Raw genomic sequence first — 14134 nt, 5'->3', positions numbered from 1 at the left:
TGGTGGGGAACGGAGAGGTCGCGGCATGGTCCCTTCGCCCCGTTTACAGGGAGAAGGTGGCGGCAGCCGGATGAGGGGCCGGCTTGCCCAATCTCCTCGGTTCGACGCCGCTCAAATCTCCCCAGCTTGCGGCCCCCAGACATCCGTCAAAGCAAAGCCGCCGGGGTGCGGGTCGAAGGGATCGAGCGCGACCTGGGTGAGGCCGAAGGTGAAGCCGCGGCCGGTGATGGTGGGGATGACCGCCGGGCGGCCGGCGACTTCGGTCACTGACTGCAGGCCGACCTCGAATTCCGAGCCAATGATCGACTTCGAGGTGAAGACGTCACCGACCTTGGCCTTGCCGCGGGCATAAAGGGTGGCGAGATTGGCGGAATTGCCGGTGCCGCAGGGGGAGCGGTCGGCCCGGCCTGGCCACATGGTGGTGCAGGTGCGCACCGTGCCGTCCGGCTCGATATCGCGGAACATCACATAGGCGACGCCTGAAATCGCCGGGATTTCGGGATGGACGACCTTAATGTCGCGGTTGATCAGCTCTTTCAGGATCATGCCGGCCTGGACGAGGCCGGCCGCATTGGCCTTCTCGATCGTGAGATTGATCTGGCCGACATCGACGAGGGCATAGAAGATACCGCCATAGCAGAGATCGGCTTTGATCTTTCCCCAATGGGGCGTGTCGATCCCGATGTCGAGCTCATGGACGAAGGAGGGCACCATGGTGAGCTTCACCTTCTCGCAGCGCCCGTCGCGGCAGGTCGCCACCGCCTTGACGAGACCGGCCGCGGTCTCCAGCGTCACGATCGTCTCCGGCTCCTTCATTTCGACGATGCCGGATTCGAGCAAGGCCGTCGTCACGCAGATCGAGTTCGAGCCGGAGCTCGCATGTGCCTGGTCGGGCTGCAGGATGATGAAAGCAGCGTCGGCGTCGGGGTGCCTCGCCGGCAGCAGCAGGTTGACCGAGCCGATCGGAGCACCGCGCGGCTCCAGGCAGAGAAAGCGGCGAAGCTCGTCACCTTTCGGATCGGTGTTCAGCCAATGCAGCTGGGCGGCGATGGTATCGCCGGGGATCTTCGGAACGCCGCCGATCGCGACGCGACCGATCTCGCCCTCGGCATGAACGTCCAGCAGCTGGATCGTGCGCTTCCATCTCATCTCGAAACTCCAGTTCGGACGTGACGGCTGATGCCGCCGACGTGGTTCTAACTTTTGTTTTAACGCAATTCCGAACGGAAAACCGCTTCACACTTTTCCTGGAATTGCTCAGTATCGGTCTATCCGGAACGGGGTCATGTCGACCGACGGTTTTGCTCCGCTCACCATATCGCCGATCAACCGCGCTGTCGTCGCGGCATATGTCAGGCCGAGATGGCCATGGCCGGTGGCATAAAAAACCCCCGGCATCTTCGAGGACGGCGAAATGATCGGGATCGTATCGGGCAAGGCCGGGCGGTGACCCATCCATTCCGTCGTCTCCTCGGCCTTCAGCCCGGGAAGCGCGCGCTGGGCGTGGCGCACCAGCACCCGCGGACGGCGGAAATCGGGAGCGGCGTCAAGCCCGGCCAGCTCGACATTGCCGCCGACGCGGATGCCGCCGGCAGTCGGCGTCACCATGAAGGCGCGATGCGGCCAGATCAGCGAGTAACGCATGGAAATGCCGGGCTTCATGATCTGCGTGTGATAACCGCGCTCGGTCTCCAGCGGGATCGGTTCGCCGAGCTTGGCCGCCAGGAAACGGGTGTGGACGCCGGCGGCAAGCACAACGGAAGCCGCCTCGACACGGCTGCCATTGTCGAGGAGGACGACGACGCTGCCATCGCCCTTGCGCTCGATATTCCTCACGGTGCCGGAGACGAAGGTTGCGCCGGCCGCCAGGGCGGCGTCGGTCAGTTTGACCACCAGCTTGTAGGGATCGCGGACCGACTTATTGTCGGGGAGCAGCACCGCTTTGGCGATGACAGACGACAGGGCGGGCTCATAATATTGGATGGCGCCGTTGCTCAACACCTCGAATTCGAGGCCGTAGCGCTGCATCATGGCGAGGTGGCCGCGATCGGCGGTAAACTCAGCCTCCGTCTCGTAGATCGCCAGGCAACCTTCCTCGGTCAGCAGATCGGATGCGCCGATCGCCTTCAGCATTTCGCGGAAATCGGCGAGCGCCCGCAGCGACAGGCTCATGCCGGCATCCTCGATCTCCCTCAAGCGCGAAGGCCGGCCGGCGGCGAGGAAGCGCAGGAACCAGGGCAGCATCTTGGCGGCATAGGACGGCCGCAGCCAGACCGGGCCTTCGGGGTCGAGCAGCCAGCCGGGGATCTTCTTCCAGGTCGAAGGGCCGGAGCCGGCGGCGAAATCGAGCGCGATGCTCGCCATATTGCCGAAAGAGGTGCCGCGTCCGGGCTCACCCTTGTCGATCAGCGTGACCTGAAATCCGCGCCGCTGCAAATCGAAAGCGATCGAGGCCCCGATCACGCCCGCGCCGACGACAGCCACCTTCTTCTTCGTCTCATCCGTCATGCGATCAACCCACCCGCACGGCATACAGTATCGCCGTTCGCAAACCTGATATATCAGATCAGCGATGCTGCCTAGAGCGGTTCAGCTTTTCACGGAAACGCGGAACCGCTCTAACCTTTTGGATTTACGCAATTCCGAAACGCAAAACCGCCGTGCACTTTTGCTGGAATTGCTCCGCGGAATTCTTACTGGCTTTCGGGCAGGCCGGCGCCGACACTGTCACCGACCGAACCGACGGTGTTGTCCATCGATTGGCCGAGCCGCTTCAGCTGCGCATCGTAGTTGCGCCGGGTGCGCGGATCGAAGATTGCGATCGGCGTGCTGACGGCGACGCTGACCGCACTTCCGGCCGTCTGAGCCGCCCCCATCGCCACCGCGCCGACGGCCTCGCCGAGGCCGACATTGGAATCGGTGATCGTCTGGCCGGCAATCAGCCGGTCGCCGATCAGCTTCACCACTTCGGGGCTTTCGGCGAATTTGCCGTGGTTCAGCCGGTCGCCGCCCTTGAGCTTGGTGAGATCGAGCACGGTGATGCCGGCCGCTTCCAGCTTGCTGCGGTAAGGCTCGGCGGAAGGATCGATCTGGCCGAGCCGGTCGATATTGCCGGAGATGCGCCGCGACAGCGCCAGCGCCCGATCATCCCTGGAGACGAAGATGGTGAAATGCGGCCGGTCCTTGCCGAGGCTCATGAACTGCCGGCCGAAGACATCGACATCGAGATCCGGCGAGGCAAGGATGACATTGTTAATCTTCGAAGCGACGTGACCGTTGCGGATCGCCATCTGCCGGAGTGCTTCGACAGTCAGCCAGGTGCCCATCGAATGGGCCATGACGGTGACGTCGCTGACGGCGGGATTGGCGGCGGTGCGGGTCAGCAGCTCTTCCAGCGCATCGCGGGAATAGTTGGTGCTTTCCTTGTCGTAATTGTAATCGAAGATGCTGGCGCGCGACGGCCAGGTGAAGACGACGGGGGCAACGTCGGCATGCGAATCGTGGACGATCTGCGCGAAACGATAGACCGCGTCTTCATAACGGTTGTTGAAGCCGTGCACGAAGACGAGCACGCGGCGGCTCTTGGGCATATGGGTTTTCAGCCAGCTCTCGCCTGCCCGCTCGCCCTCGAGCGGATCGACGGAAACGGTGACGAAGTCACGGAGCGGATCGGCCGGCAGGCGCTTCGGCCATTGCACCTGGCCGACCGTGCGGTTGGCTTCCGGCGGAATCGAGACATCGACGGCGTTAACGGCAAGCCCCGTGCCGCGTTCGCCGGAGAAAAGCACGGCCGGGTTGTCATCGGCAGCGCGCGTCGTCGCCACCAGGAGATCGACCTTCGACGTGCCCGGAGGCACGGTGCCGGCCGCCTGCATCACCCCGACCGGTCGGCCGCCGCAGCCGGCGAGCACCATCGTTGCAACCAGAAGCCCTGTCAGAGCCGCATGCGAGCCGCGCCATCTGCCGATCATGACTAACTCCAACCGGTTCACGCGCCGGACAGACGGCACAGGTTCAAATAGTCCGGCGAAGGCTGTCGAGTCAAATTGTGCACGGCAAAGCAGCGCCGGCGAAATGGCATGAGGGGAAAAGAAAAGAGCCTGGCGCGGGAGGAGGTGCGCCAGGCTCTTGATCCTGACCGACAACTGGGAGGAGGAGTGTTGCCGGTCCGATGTAAGAGCGCTTGGGAGGAGGAGTGCGCTGCTTACGAAGATAGTGATACCCCATTCATTTGATCGGGAATAGCGAAATTACCGCAATGCAGCAATGCAGTGAGCGCAATGCTCGCCACTTCAAACGGCAGTCCGCGCCTCAATTTGCGGCATCTTTGACCGGGTGGTCAAAATTTGCTGAAAGATGTGGCAGTGGCGGCAGCCCCTCATCCGCCTGCCGGCACCTCTGCCTGGGTCGAGCCGCGGGTCTCGTCCCGTCCTCGGCCCCGTAAACGGGGCGAAGGGGATATGCGGCAACCTCTCCGTCCCTCGCCAACCTTTCCCAGGGCACGTCCCCTCGCCCCGCGAGCGGAGAGAGGGTTAGGGTGAGGGGGCCGCCGCTTGCATCACTCCTCAAGCGGCCTTGAAGACCTTCCTGCCCTCGGCGTCCAGCGCGGTAAACTCCTCATCGGACAGCGTGATGTCCACCGCCGCGACGTTTTCTTCCAGGTGCCTGACCTTCGAGGTGCCGGGGATCGGCAGCATCACCGGGCTGCGCTTCAGCACCCAGGCGAGCGCGACCTGGCTGGGAGCGGCATTGTGCTTCCTGGCGATCGTATCGAGCAGCGAGCCTGATTTGGCAAGATCGCCGGCGGCGAGCGGATACCAGGGGATGAAGCCGATATTGTGCTTGGCGCAATAATCGAGCACGTCTTCGCTGGTGCGATCGACGAGGTTGTAGCGGTTCTGGACGGTGGCGACCTTGAAGTGCTTCGAGGCCGCCTCGATCTCGGCGACGGAGACTTCGCTCAAGCCCGCATGGCGGATGAGGCCGGCATCGAGCAGCGATCTGATCGCGTCGAACTGCTCCTTGGCAGGCACCTTCGGATCGATGCGGTGAAGCTGCCACAGATCGATCTGCTCGACGCCGAGATTGCGCAGGCTCTTATGCGCCTGCTGGATCAGATATTCCGGACGGCCGACGGGCAGCCAGATGTCGGGACCGTGGCGGGTGAGGCCGCCCTTGGTGGCGATGACGGATCCCGCGTCATAGGGATGCAGCGCCTCCTTGATCAGCCATTCGGAGACATCGGGGCCGTAGGAATCGGCCGTATCGATGAAATTGACGCCAAGCTCCGGCAGGCGCTTCAGCGTCCGCATGGACTCGGCATGGTCATCGGGCTCGCCCCAGATCCCCTTGCCGGTAACGCGCATGGCGCCGAAGCCGAGACGATTGACCTCGATCTCGCCGCCGATCCTGAAGGTTCCTGACTTGGCTGCGTTGTGACTGGACATGATCTTTCCTCCCTTCGTCACTAAAATCATTCAATGTCGATGAAATGGCCGAAGCCGCCCGCTTCGCCAGGGCCGGGATGCCGGGCTGGCGAGGATGGATCCAGTTCTGAATGTCTGCCGGGTCTGGTGATGCCCGGCATGGTGATGACCCGGCCGCCGCGGCGATATCGGACATGCGGCCGTGGCGACGCTTGCACATATAGGACGACCCCGACGGGATAACAGGGAGGGGCCGAAAACATCGTCCTTCGACCGGCGCCGCTGCGGTGCGCCGGAATATCGGCCGGGCTGCGACGAAGCCTGTCGCTTCCGCTCAGCCGTTGCCGCGTTCAGCCGGCCGATTCGCCGGAAAAGGCGGCGACTTCGATGTCCGCCTCGCGGTATCTCAGGCGCTCGCGCGAGAGTTCCAGCGGCTTGCGGCGCGAGATCCGGTAGACGGAGGCTGGCGGGAGGTTGCGAACCGTACCGCCGATGCGCACCGCCTTCAGGCCGAGGCGATCGAGGATCGGCCGCGGCACCGGGCAGCGCGGACCATAGGTGAATTGGTAGACGGCTCCGCCCGGGCGCATATAGGTGAAGACGCCGGCAAGGATCGAGGCGATCTTGCGCGGCGACATCGACAGAAGCGGCAGCCCGCTGATGACGGCGCCGACCGGTTCGCCTTCGAAAATATCGGCCTGGGCAAGGTGGGCCGCGTCCATCTGTAATATGCGCGCCGCCGGGAACCGCGCCTGCAGCGCATCGATGAATTCCGGGCCGTATTCGATCAGCGTCAGATCCGTCTCGCTGATGCCGCGGGCAAGCAGCGCCCGGGTGAAGACGCCCGTGCCGGGGCCGAGCTCGATGATCGGCCCGTCGAGCGCCGCAATTTCGCTGGTCATGATCCTGGCAAGTGAATCACCCGACGGCGCGATGGCGGCCACCCGAAGCGGATTGCTAATCCAGGAGCGGAAAAAATGCAGGAAATCCGAGCATGCAGCCTTTGCGGTCATGACTGTCCCACCTGTCTGAAATTCAATTGATTATGAATGCGACCATCGCGGCTAGCATGGCAATTCCAAGGCAGAGACGTCAATCGCCCTTGTGAGCCGGCATTTCCCACCTCTTTTCCCACTGGCGTCCGGCATTTTTGCATCTATGGCAGCTATGACATAGCGAGCGCCCGCGTCTGCGGCAAAAAGGGCGGCCGGGAAGCCGCCCCTCACCGCGATGGCCTGGTCGCCGCCGCAAAGCGCCGCGTTAATAGTTGCAGCCGGAACTGCTGGTCGGATTGAAGCCGAGCTTGCAATCCATGTTCAGGGGCTTCTTCGGGTTCATCATGTAGGGCGAGGCCATGCCCTTCGGGTTGCCTTCACCGATCGAACCGGTCGTGCTCCTGTCGTGCTGCAGGCGGGTCTCATGCTCGACAACCTGCTGCTTGACCGAACCCTGCTGCGTCGCGCTCGACTGGAGGGGAGCCGCTTGCGCCGCGAAGGTGGCAAGGCCAAGCATCGCACCGAGGACCGCGGCGGCCAGGCCGCTCTTGAACGTCGTCATATTGTCATCTCCTTGGGAGGATCGGGTGATTTACGCCGAGGAGGTAGGAAGCGGATTTGTCACAATCTACCGCGACGCAATAGAGGTCACGAACATGTGAGCGGCGCCCGAACAGGAAAAAGGCGGCACGCGCCGCCTTTTTCATTTGCCGGCTCAATAGCCGTTATCACAGGGCATGCTGGATCGATCGACCCCGAAAACGTAGGGTTGCACATCGTCGGAGCCACCGGCCTGTCGACGGGTTGGCGGACGATGGAGTCGGTGGCGCCGGCCTCATCGCCGAAGGCGGCAAGCGGGTACCAGTAGCCATCGGAGTGACGGCGGGTGCCGGGGCGCTCCGTTCGGAAACCTCGATAGCCCTGCCAGAGACCGGCATGCGGCTTATATTGCACGGTTTTTGCTTCGGAAATATCGGGCGGTCGAACCGTTTGAACGGGAGCGGCTTCAGCTTGGCCGATCGGCGCAAGGGCGAGAAGTACACTGAACGCAATGGCGGAACGGACAAATTGAAGATCTTCATGTTAAACCCTCCTTCGTGGATTTAACCTGAGAAAATGCCGACACGAAGGGCGCGCTTCCCAGCGCGTGCGAAACTTCCAAAACTCGTGATTGCAGGCGATCCGGCGTGAGTTTTTCGCGAGAAAACGTGAAAGCTGTAACAGCAGAATGGCGCGATCCGGCGCTGGTCAAGAATGCGAATTCTCTGTTTTCAATTCGCGTATAATGCCCGGTAACCTTGGGCCGAGAGACAGGCGACATACTGGCGATGGGCGGCGGCGCGCGCCACGGTTTCCGCTTCGAACGCATCGGCCTGCGCATATCCGGTCAACTGGGCGCGCAGCTCATACTGGCGCTTCGCCTCGCCATACATGGCATTGCCGTCGGTCATGCAAAGGCTGTGCGCAACGGACGGCGGATTGACCGGTAAGCCGACTGCCAGCAGCACCGGCTCGTTGGCATGGTCGATGCAGCCGGCAAGGGCGGCTATCGTCGCGAGGATCGCCAGGACCCGAAAAATTCCCACCGTCATGCATTCCTCCGAGATCATCAGGCCTGCGAATACATCAGGAAGGTTGCGCGAAGCTAAGCATGCGGGAAAACCAATGCCGCTGCCGACCGAGGACGGTCGTCACGCTCCACCGCGGGAACCCCCACCAAAATCTATATAGCACCTCGGAATCCCGAAATAGGCCGCGGCGTTGAAATCATTGCGTTTCCGCTCAGCCGAAAAGCTTACGAAGCGCGGCGAATTTCGGAATCCCGAAGCGGACGGATTTCGGGATCCCGAAGCGAGGTTTTTTTCTTCCGGCCGAGGCGGCCGCGTTTGTCGGCGGCGATTTTGCGGTCGGCCTCGGACCATTTCCGGCACCTTTCCGCCGTGCACCGCTTCCACTCGTCGGTCGGCGGCGCGCCTTCAAGGTCGCCGACGAAGGTGAGCGTGAACAGGTTGGGATGGGCGACCCCGCTTCCGGCCCGGCCGCGGCGAACCTTTACGAGCCCCTTTTATTCAAGCTCGTCGAGCGCATCGGCCACATATTCTCCGGAGACGCCGTAGGAGACGAACTGGTGATGCGTCACGACAAGCCTGCCATTCTGCAACGCGGCATGCGAGAGGTGCTCGATGACGATGCGGAAGAAGGCGCGGCAGGCATTCGCACTCAAGGTGGTAAAGGCCGCCGATTCCAGTAGCTGGATCGTCAACCATTGCCATCGCAGGCTGCCGTCATCGCTGGCGCTCGGCGGCGCGGTGTGTTTGCGCACCAGCGATCGCGTCTTGCCGGAACTGGTGCGGCTCTTGTCACGAGAGTTGAATTCCGCCATCAGCCCCTCGCCCCGGCTGCGAGCACGTCCTTCCGGCAAGCAGCAGAAGAACTGGTTTTTTCCCGCATGCAGAGGGAAAGACCCGCCCAAGCGCCCACTGCGCCAATCGCTACAAAATTCTTTGACATTCAACATTCCATGGTTGCAACAGCGTGCAATCTAGCGTAAGAACGTTTCAAGAACTAGGAAAATAATCTTAGGATTCGGATTAGACCCGATCACCGTTTGGAGGGCAGGATGCGAATGATCTGCATGGGGGAAAAGTTCATGGTGGGTTACAGCAGCCGATTGCTGGCATTGATTTCGCTCTTGCTGGGAAGCGCCGTCCAGGCGTTTCCCTGCGATCAACCGATCACGATATCGAATTGGTCGTTCTGCGCGACCGGCAATGTGAGCGCTGAGGGCGGCGCCGCTGATTGGAAGGTCGTTCCTGCATGGACTCGCGAGCAAGCCATAAGCGCGTATTTCGGAAACGATCCGCGGCTTCTGGCAAACCACGGGCTTTGCAATGCCAAATTCCATCGCGTCGTCCTCTGCCAGCCCGGATGGCAAACGGGCAACCCGGATGCGTGCTCATATCTGGTTTGCAGCGGCTTTTACTCCGCCGTGTTCGGGAAGGAAGAAAGGGAAGCCTATGAGAGAGAGCATCCGAACGCTCAATAGCTTTTGCCTTGCTGCCTTGCGGCAACGGCAGCGGCCGACGAGAAGCGGCGGCCGGAAATAATATGCCGGTGTTTCAGTAAGCAGCTCACTGCTCCGGAAAACGTCTCGTTCAGACGGCATCTCGACACGCCGGAACAATTGCCTTAGGCGAGCAGGTGGCCGAGAAGACGCAGCGGAGATCCTGCATTATGCAAACCCTATGGAAGAAGCCGGTGACGCTTGCCCTTGAAGGCCCGGATCAATGGGTGGTCATCCAGACGACCCAGGCCGCAACATGGGCGCTGATCGAAGACTGGCCGACCGAAGAGGGGCCTGCGCTCGACAGAGCGTGTGCGGTTTGCGCCGATGTCATATCTGGGAAACGAAGCCGGGAAGAGGCGCGGCAGGCGTTCATCGAAGCTGCAATCGAAGCCGGGATTCCCATCAAGGAATGAGGCGGCCGCCCCAGCTATTGTTCAAGCCTCCAAGGAGGCGAAGCGAGGAGCGAAGCGCTGATTGGAGCGGCACCGATTTCGGGCGCCTGGAACTTTGCTGATGCATTTGGGAAGAATGGCGCACCCGAAGAGATTCGAACTCCTGACCCCCAGATTCGTAGTCTGGTGCTCTATCCAGCTGAGCTACGGGTGCGTGGCAGAAGCGGCGGTACCGCTTGCGTGGGCGATCCTCTAAAGGGTCCTTTCGGACAATGCAAGAGCATTTCGAAAAAAATCGCGTCTTTGCCTGCTTGCGGCCGCGCTGGCTGAATCCCGTCACTTCTCGCCATGCGTCCGGTTGCGGTAATCGTCCAGCGAAACCGGGCGATCGGGGATCTCGATGCGGAATTGGGTGCCGACCGTCGGCTTTTCCACCAATGCGATCGTGCCGCCATGGGCGAGCACCAGTTCGCGGGCGATGGTCAGGCCGAGGCCGGTGCCGCCGGAACGGGCCGAGCCGCGGAAGGCGGCAAAGAGGTTCTGGCGCGCCTTCAGCGGCATGCCGGGGCCGGTATCGTCCACGGTGATGCTGACGACGCTGCCGACACGCTGGGCGGAGACGGTGATGCGCCTGATGGCGCCGGGGCCGCCCTCGCCCGGTGATGTCAGCGCCTGCAGGGCGTTGCGGCAGAGATTGTGAATGACCCGGAAAAGCTGCTCGCCGTCGGCATCGATCTCGAGATCGGCAGCGAACTGTTCGACAAACTCGATGCCGCTTTGCGGATCGATCGCCAGCATGTCCTTGACGTCCTGAGTCAGTCCCAGCAGCCGGACGTGGCGGCGCCGGGGCGCCGATTCGCTCGCCTTGCCGTAGGACAGCACCTCCGTCGTATAGCCGACGGCGCGGTCGATGGTGCGCAGCAGCTTCGGCGCGAAGCTCTTGACCATCGGATCATCGACATCGACGAGCCGGTCCGACATCAGCTGCGCGGAAGCAAGGATATTGCGCATATCGTGATTGATCTTGGAAACGGCGAGGCCAAGAGCGGCAAGGTTCTTCTGCTGCTTCAGCGTCTTCTGCAGCTCCATCTGCATCGAGGTGAGATTGCGGCCGGCCACCGCCAGCTCGTCACGGCCGCCGTCTCCGATATAGATGTGGGCCGGGTTCTCGGGATCGGAGGAGAATTGCTGCATGCTGCCGGTTAGCCGGCGAATCGGGCCGATGAGAATGCGGTTGATCGCAAAGAAGATCAGCGTCGCCGTGAAGAGCGAAATCAGCACCGAAAGCAGCAGCACGTTGCGGGAATAAGCAAACATCGCCGTGCGCAGTGGCCGGTCCTTCATGACAACCTCGACGCCGACCTTGTTTTCGCCGACGGGGCCGTAAACGCGGATCATCCTGCTGCCGCCGAAGATCAGGGTATCGAGCGCGTCGCGGATCGCCGTCAGCGGCGGCACGTCGGTGAGATCGTAGGATTCGTCGACGGAGGTCGGCATGTCGGTCGTCGCCAGCAGCCGCGAAGTGCCCTCCTTGCGCAGCACGATCGCCTTGGTGCCGGTCGCCTCCAGCGTTTCCTTCTGCAGGGCGCGCGGCAGCTCGATCGGCTGCAGCCCGTCGATGACGATGGCGGCGGCGGCGGCCGTGTTCAGCCTGTCCTGCAGCCAGCGCATCCGCATGCTGGCGACCGAGGGAAAGAAAATCAGGATCTCGGCGAGCATGATGAAGACGACGGTGAGCCAGAGCAGCTTGCCAGACAGCCCGCCGAACAAGCCGGACGGACACCGCCCCTTGGCAGCCTCGCCGGCCGCCGGGATGTCAGCCGAAGGATCTTCGCCCTGGTCTCGAACCGGCATGGTCATCTCGCCCGATCGGCAGCGCTCGCCGCCCTCACCGTAGGGTTCTTATATTAGACCAAGACGCTCCGCTTTCAAATCTTTGCGAGCAGCGTCACCTCGTCACAACAAAACGCCGCCCGGGGGCGGCGTCGTGCTTTCGTTATGTTGGTGCAGTAGCTCTTTGGTTGGCGCAAGGGGCAGCCCCTCATCCGCCTGCCGGCACCTTCTCCCCACTCGCGGGGCGAAGGGAATATGCCGTGATCTCTCCGTCCGTCGCCAACCTCTCGTGGGGCACGTCCCCTCGCCCCATTTTACGGGGAGAGGGCGAGGGTGAGGGTGAGGGGCAAAAGCCAGGCATTGGAAAAGTCTTCTATTATGGAAAATCAGAACTCTTCCCAGCTCTGTTCGGCCGGGGCGGAACTGCCGCCGAAGGCGCGGGCGACCTTGGCGATCGCCCGGCGGGCGGGCGAGGCAACCGGCTGCCTGTGCGGCTCGTTGCGCACAAGCGCCACGGGCGCCGCCGCATCCGACAGCTTGAAGCGGGCGATGAGATGTACCAGCCCATTGGCTTCGGCCGAAAGCCGGTGCGTGGCGGCAGAGGTTTCCTCCACCATCGCGGCATTCTGCTGGGTCACCTGATCCATCTGGTTGACGGCGGTGTTGACCTCCTTGAGGCCGGTCGACTGTTCGACCGCGGCCGTGGCGATCGAATGGATATGGTCGTTGATGGCGATGACGCGGGTGCCGATTTCGGACAGAGCCTCACCGGTCGCCTGGACGAGCTTGACGCCGACCTGCACCTCGTCGCCGGACTTGGTGATCAGCGCCTTGATGTCCTTGGCGGCCGTCGCCGAACGCTGGGCGAGTTCGCGCACTTCCTGCGCGACCACCGCGAAGCCCTTGCCGGCCTCGCCGGCGCGGGCGGCTTCGACGCCGGCGTTCAGTGCCAGGAGGTTGGTCTGGAAGGCGATCTCATCAATGACGTTGATGATCTGGCTGATTTCGCGCGAGGCCTGCTCGATGCGGCCCATGGCCTCGACGGCGTTGCGGACGACGACGCCGGAGCGGCCGGCATTTTCCTTGGCTTCGGACACCATGACGGTTGCTTCATGCGCCCGCTCGGTCGAGTTCTGGACGACGGCGGTAATCTCGTCGAGTGCCGCAGAGGTCTGTTCGAGCGCTGCCGCCTGCTGCTCGGTGCGCTTCGAGAGGTCGTCGCTGGCATTGCGCAACTCGGCGGTGTTGCCGTTCATCGCTTCGGTCGTCTCGCGCACTTCGCGCATCGTCGCCTGCAGCGTTACGAAGCTGTTGTTGACGTTCTGCTGCAGCTCGGCGAAGGCGCCCTGGAAATTGCCGTTCATCGTCTGGGTGAGGTCGCCTTCGGCAAGGCTTGCGATGACGCGGCGGGTCTCGCCGATGCCGGCATCGACGCTCGACAGCAGCGTGTTGATATTGCCGGCGAACTGATTGAGGTTCTCGTCCTGATAATCCTTGTCGATGCGATGGCTGAAATCGCCGGCCGCAGCCGCGGCCACGACGACGGACATGCTCGACTGCAGGTCATCGCTCTTGGCGCGCATCGCCGCCTCCTGGGCGTTCAGGCGCTTGACGGCAAGGCCGTTCTCCTTGAAGACCGCCACCGCGGCGGCCATCTCGCCGATTTCGTCCTTGCGGCCGGCAAAGGGAACCTCGGCGTCGAAATTGCCGTTGGCGACCTCCTTGATCGCGTGGGTGACACGCTTGATCGGGCGGCTCAGATGGCTGGTGCCGATATAAAAGCCCATGCCGATGCCGACCGCGATGCCGATGCCGGTAATGCTGAGCACGAGCATCAGGACCCAGGAGCGGAAACTTTCGATCTCGGCGTTGACGGCTTCGAGCGCTGCCTTGTCGGTCGCGACGACCGCGTCGATTTCAGCCTGGAAGGCCTTGCGGTTGGCGCGATTGGCCTCATTGTTGCCCTGCTGGCTGGCGGCCTCGGGCCCGACTTCCGTGCCGAGGCGGGCCGTTTCCGTGCGGAAGGTGCGGAATTCGGCGGCGCGGGAGACGAGCTTGGCGAAATCGGCCTTCTCGCTTTCCGGAACGAGCGGCGCCCAGCCGGCGATGACCTTATCGATCTCGTCGAGAGCGGCCGTGATGCCCTTGGCGAAATTCGGCGTATCCTTGATCGTCTTGGCCGCATAGATGCCGCGCGATTCCATGACGACCGCGGTAACGAAACGGTTGAGGCGCTCGCCGGCATAGGCGCGGGCGGCGGCCTGCTCGTAGGCCGTGAGGTTGCGGCTGTATTCGTGCATGGCCGACAATGCCGTTGCGCCGATCAGAAGCGCCACCGCGCCCATCACGCAAACCAGCAAATTAATTTTCCCGCGGATCTTCAATGCAGTGCCTCCTAGCTACCCCAAACTGCCTGGAAAG

11 protein-coding genes, 1 tRNA gene and 2 pseudogenes are annotated in these 14134 nt (G+C 62.7%); 2 read left to right on the top strand and 12 right to left on the bottom strand.

The window, feature by feature from the left end; translation table 11 throughout:
• Positions 1-111 precede the first annotated feature (111 nt).
• The 9 genes and pseudogenes from NL154_RS00465 to NL154_RS00425 form a co-directional block, all read right to left on the bottom strand.
• A complete protein-coding gene (locus NL154_RS00465; RefSeq protein WP_434733408.1) occupies positions 112-1149 on the bottom strand; it encodes a 4-hydroxyproline epimerase in 1038 nt (345 codons plus the stop codon).
• Positions 1150-1257: 108 nt separating this feature from the next.
• Positions 1258-2508, bottom strand: coding sequence for an NAD(P)/FAD-dependent oxidoreductase (locus NL154_RS00460; RefSeq protein ID WP_210629389.1), 1251 nt, complete (start codon positions 2506-2508; stop codon positions 1258-1260).
• Between the two features lie 185 nt (positions 2509-2693).
• On the bottom strand, positions 2694-3971 hold the full coding sequence (locus tag NL154_RS00455) for an alpha/beta hydrolase (protein WP_210629390.1): 1278 nt from the start codon (positions 3969-3971) through the stop codon (positions 2694-2696).
• Between the two features lie 594 nt (positions 3972-4565).
• Complete coding sequence (locus tag NL154_RS00450) at positions 4566-5447, bottom strand: aldo/keto reductase (RefSeq protein ID WP_434733407.1); 882 nt, start codon at positions 5445-5447, stop codon at positions 4566-4568.
• A 329-nt stretch (positions 5448-5776) separates the two neighbouring features.
• Positions 5777-6439, bottom strand: a complete 663-nt coding sequence (locus tag NL154_RS00445; RefSeq protein WP_210629392.1) for a class I SAM-dependent methyltransferase — start codon at positions 6437-6439, stop codon at positions 5777-5779.
• Between the two features lie 247 nt (positions 6440-6686).
• Positions 6687-6983 (bottom strand): hypothetical protein, encoded by a 297-nt coding sequence (locus tag NL154_RS00440; RefSeq protein ID WP_434733406.1) that lies wholly within the window; start codon positions 6981-6983, stop codon positions 6687-6689.
• 153 nt (positions 6984-7136) lie between these two features.
• A pseudogene (locus NL154_RS00435) lies at positions 7137-7503 on the bottom strand (cell surface protein).
• 189 nt (positions 7504-7692) lie between these two features.
• A complete protein-coding gene (locus tag NL154_RS00430; RefSeq protein WP_210629394.1) occupies positions 7693-8013 on the bottom strand; it encodes a hypothetical protein in 321 nt (106 codons plus the stop codon).
• Positions 8014-8216: 203 nt separating this feature from the next.
• Positions 8217-8804: pseudogene (locus NL154_RS00425) on the bottom strand (hypothetical protein).
• 237 nt (positions 8805-9041) lie between these two features.
• On the opposite strand from NL154_RS00425, the gene NL154_RS00420 reads away from it, so the two are divergent.
• Together NL154_RS00420 and NL154_RS00415 are read left to right on the top strand one after the other, a co-directional pair.
• Entirely contained in the window at positions 9042-9467 is a 426-nt protein-coding gene (locus NL154_RS00420) for a hypothetical protein (RefSeq protein ID WP_210629396.1), read from the top strand.
• Between the two features lie 188 nt (positions 9468-9655).
• The gene (locus NL154_RS00415; protein WP_064707810.1) at positions 9656-9901 is read left to right on the top strand and encodes a DUF982 domain-containing protein; all 246 of its coding nucleotides are present in this window, start codon (positions 9656-9658) and stop codon (positions 9899-9901) included.
• A gap of 116 nt (positions 9902-10017) precedes the next feature.
• Here the strand turns inward: NL154_RS00415 and NL154_RS00410 are convergent.
• From NL154_RS00410 to NL154_RS00400, 3 genes are all read right to left on the bottom strand, one after another.
• Positions 10018-10094: transfer RNA gene (locus NL154_RS00410), tRNA-Arg, on the bottom strand.
• Positions 10095-10216: 122 nt separating this feature from the next.
• Complete coding sequence (locus tag NL154_RS00405) at positions 10217-11734, bottom strand: ATP-binding protein (RefSeq protein WP_434733405.1); 1518 nt, start codon at positions 11732-11734, stop codon at positions 10217-10219.
• 365 nt (positions 11735-12099) lie between these two features.
• The gene (locus NL154_RS00400) at positions 12100-14097 is read right to left on the bottom strand and encodes a methyl-accepting chemotaxis protein (protein WP_210629399.1); all 1998 of its coding nucleotides are present in this window, start codon (positions 14095-14097) and stop codon (positions 12100-12102) included.
• Positions 14098-14134: the final 37 nt, after the last annotated feature.

Source organism: Rhizobium sp. YTUHZ044 (assembly GCF_051123975.1).
Classification (GTDB): domain Bacteria; phylum Pseudomonadota; class Alphaproteobacteria; order Rhizobiales; family Rhizobiaceae; genus Rhizobium.
The sequence above is the reverse complement of the archived record's forward strand: the minus strand, read 5'-3'. Positions and strand labels throughout refer to the sequence as shown.

What these genes read in the sequence shown, in the direction of transcription:
- NL154_RS00465 (WP_434733408.1), bottom strand. Translation starts at nt 1,149, where the DNA reads ATGAGATGGAAGCGCACGATCCAGCTGCTGGACGTTCATGCCGAGGGC.
- NL154_RS00460 (WP_210629389.1), bottom strand. Translation starts at nt 2,508, where the DNA reads ATGACGGATGAGACGAAGAAGAAGGTGGCTGTCGTCGGCGCGGGCGTG.
- NL154_RS00455 (WP_210629390.1), bottom strand. Translation starts at nt 3,971, where the DNA reads ATGATCGGCAGATGGCGCGGCTCGCATGCGGCTCTGACAGGGCTTCTG.
- NL154_RS00450 (WP_434733407.1), bottom strand. Translation starts at nt 5,447, where the DNA reads ATGTCCAGTCACAACGCAGCCAAGTCAGGAACCTTCAGGATCGGCGGC.
- NL154_RS00445 (WP_210629392.1), bottom strand. Translation starts at nt 6,439, where the DNA reads ATGACCGCAAAGGCTGCATGCTCGGATTTCCTGCATTTTTTCCGCTCC.
- NL154_RS00440 (WP_434733406.1), bottom strand. Translation starts at nt 6,983, where the DNA reads ATGACGACGTTCAAGAGCGGCCTGGCCGCCGCGGTCCTCGGTGCGATG.
- NL154_RS00430 (WP_210629394.1), bottom strand. Translation starts at nt 8,013, where the DNA reads ATGACGGTGGGAATTTTTCGGGTCCTGGCGATCCTCGCGACGATAGCC.
- NL154_RS00420 (WP_210629396.1), top strand. Translation starts at nt 9,042, where the DNA reads ATGCGAATGATCTGCATGGGGGAAAAGTTCATGGTGGGTTACAGCAGC.
- NL154_RS00415 (WP_064707810.1), top strand. Translation starts at nt 9,656, where the DNA reads ATGCAAACCCTATGGAAGAAGCCGGTGACGCTTGCCCTTGAAGGCCCG.
- NL154_RS00405 (WP_434733405.1), bottom strand. Translation starts at nt 11,734, where the DNA reads ATGCCGGTTCGAGACCAGGGCGAAGATCCTTCGGCTGACATCCCGGCG.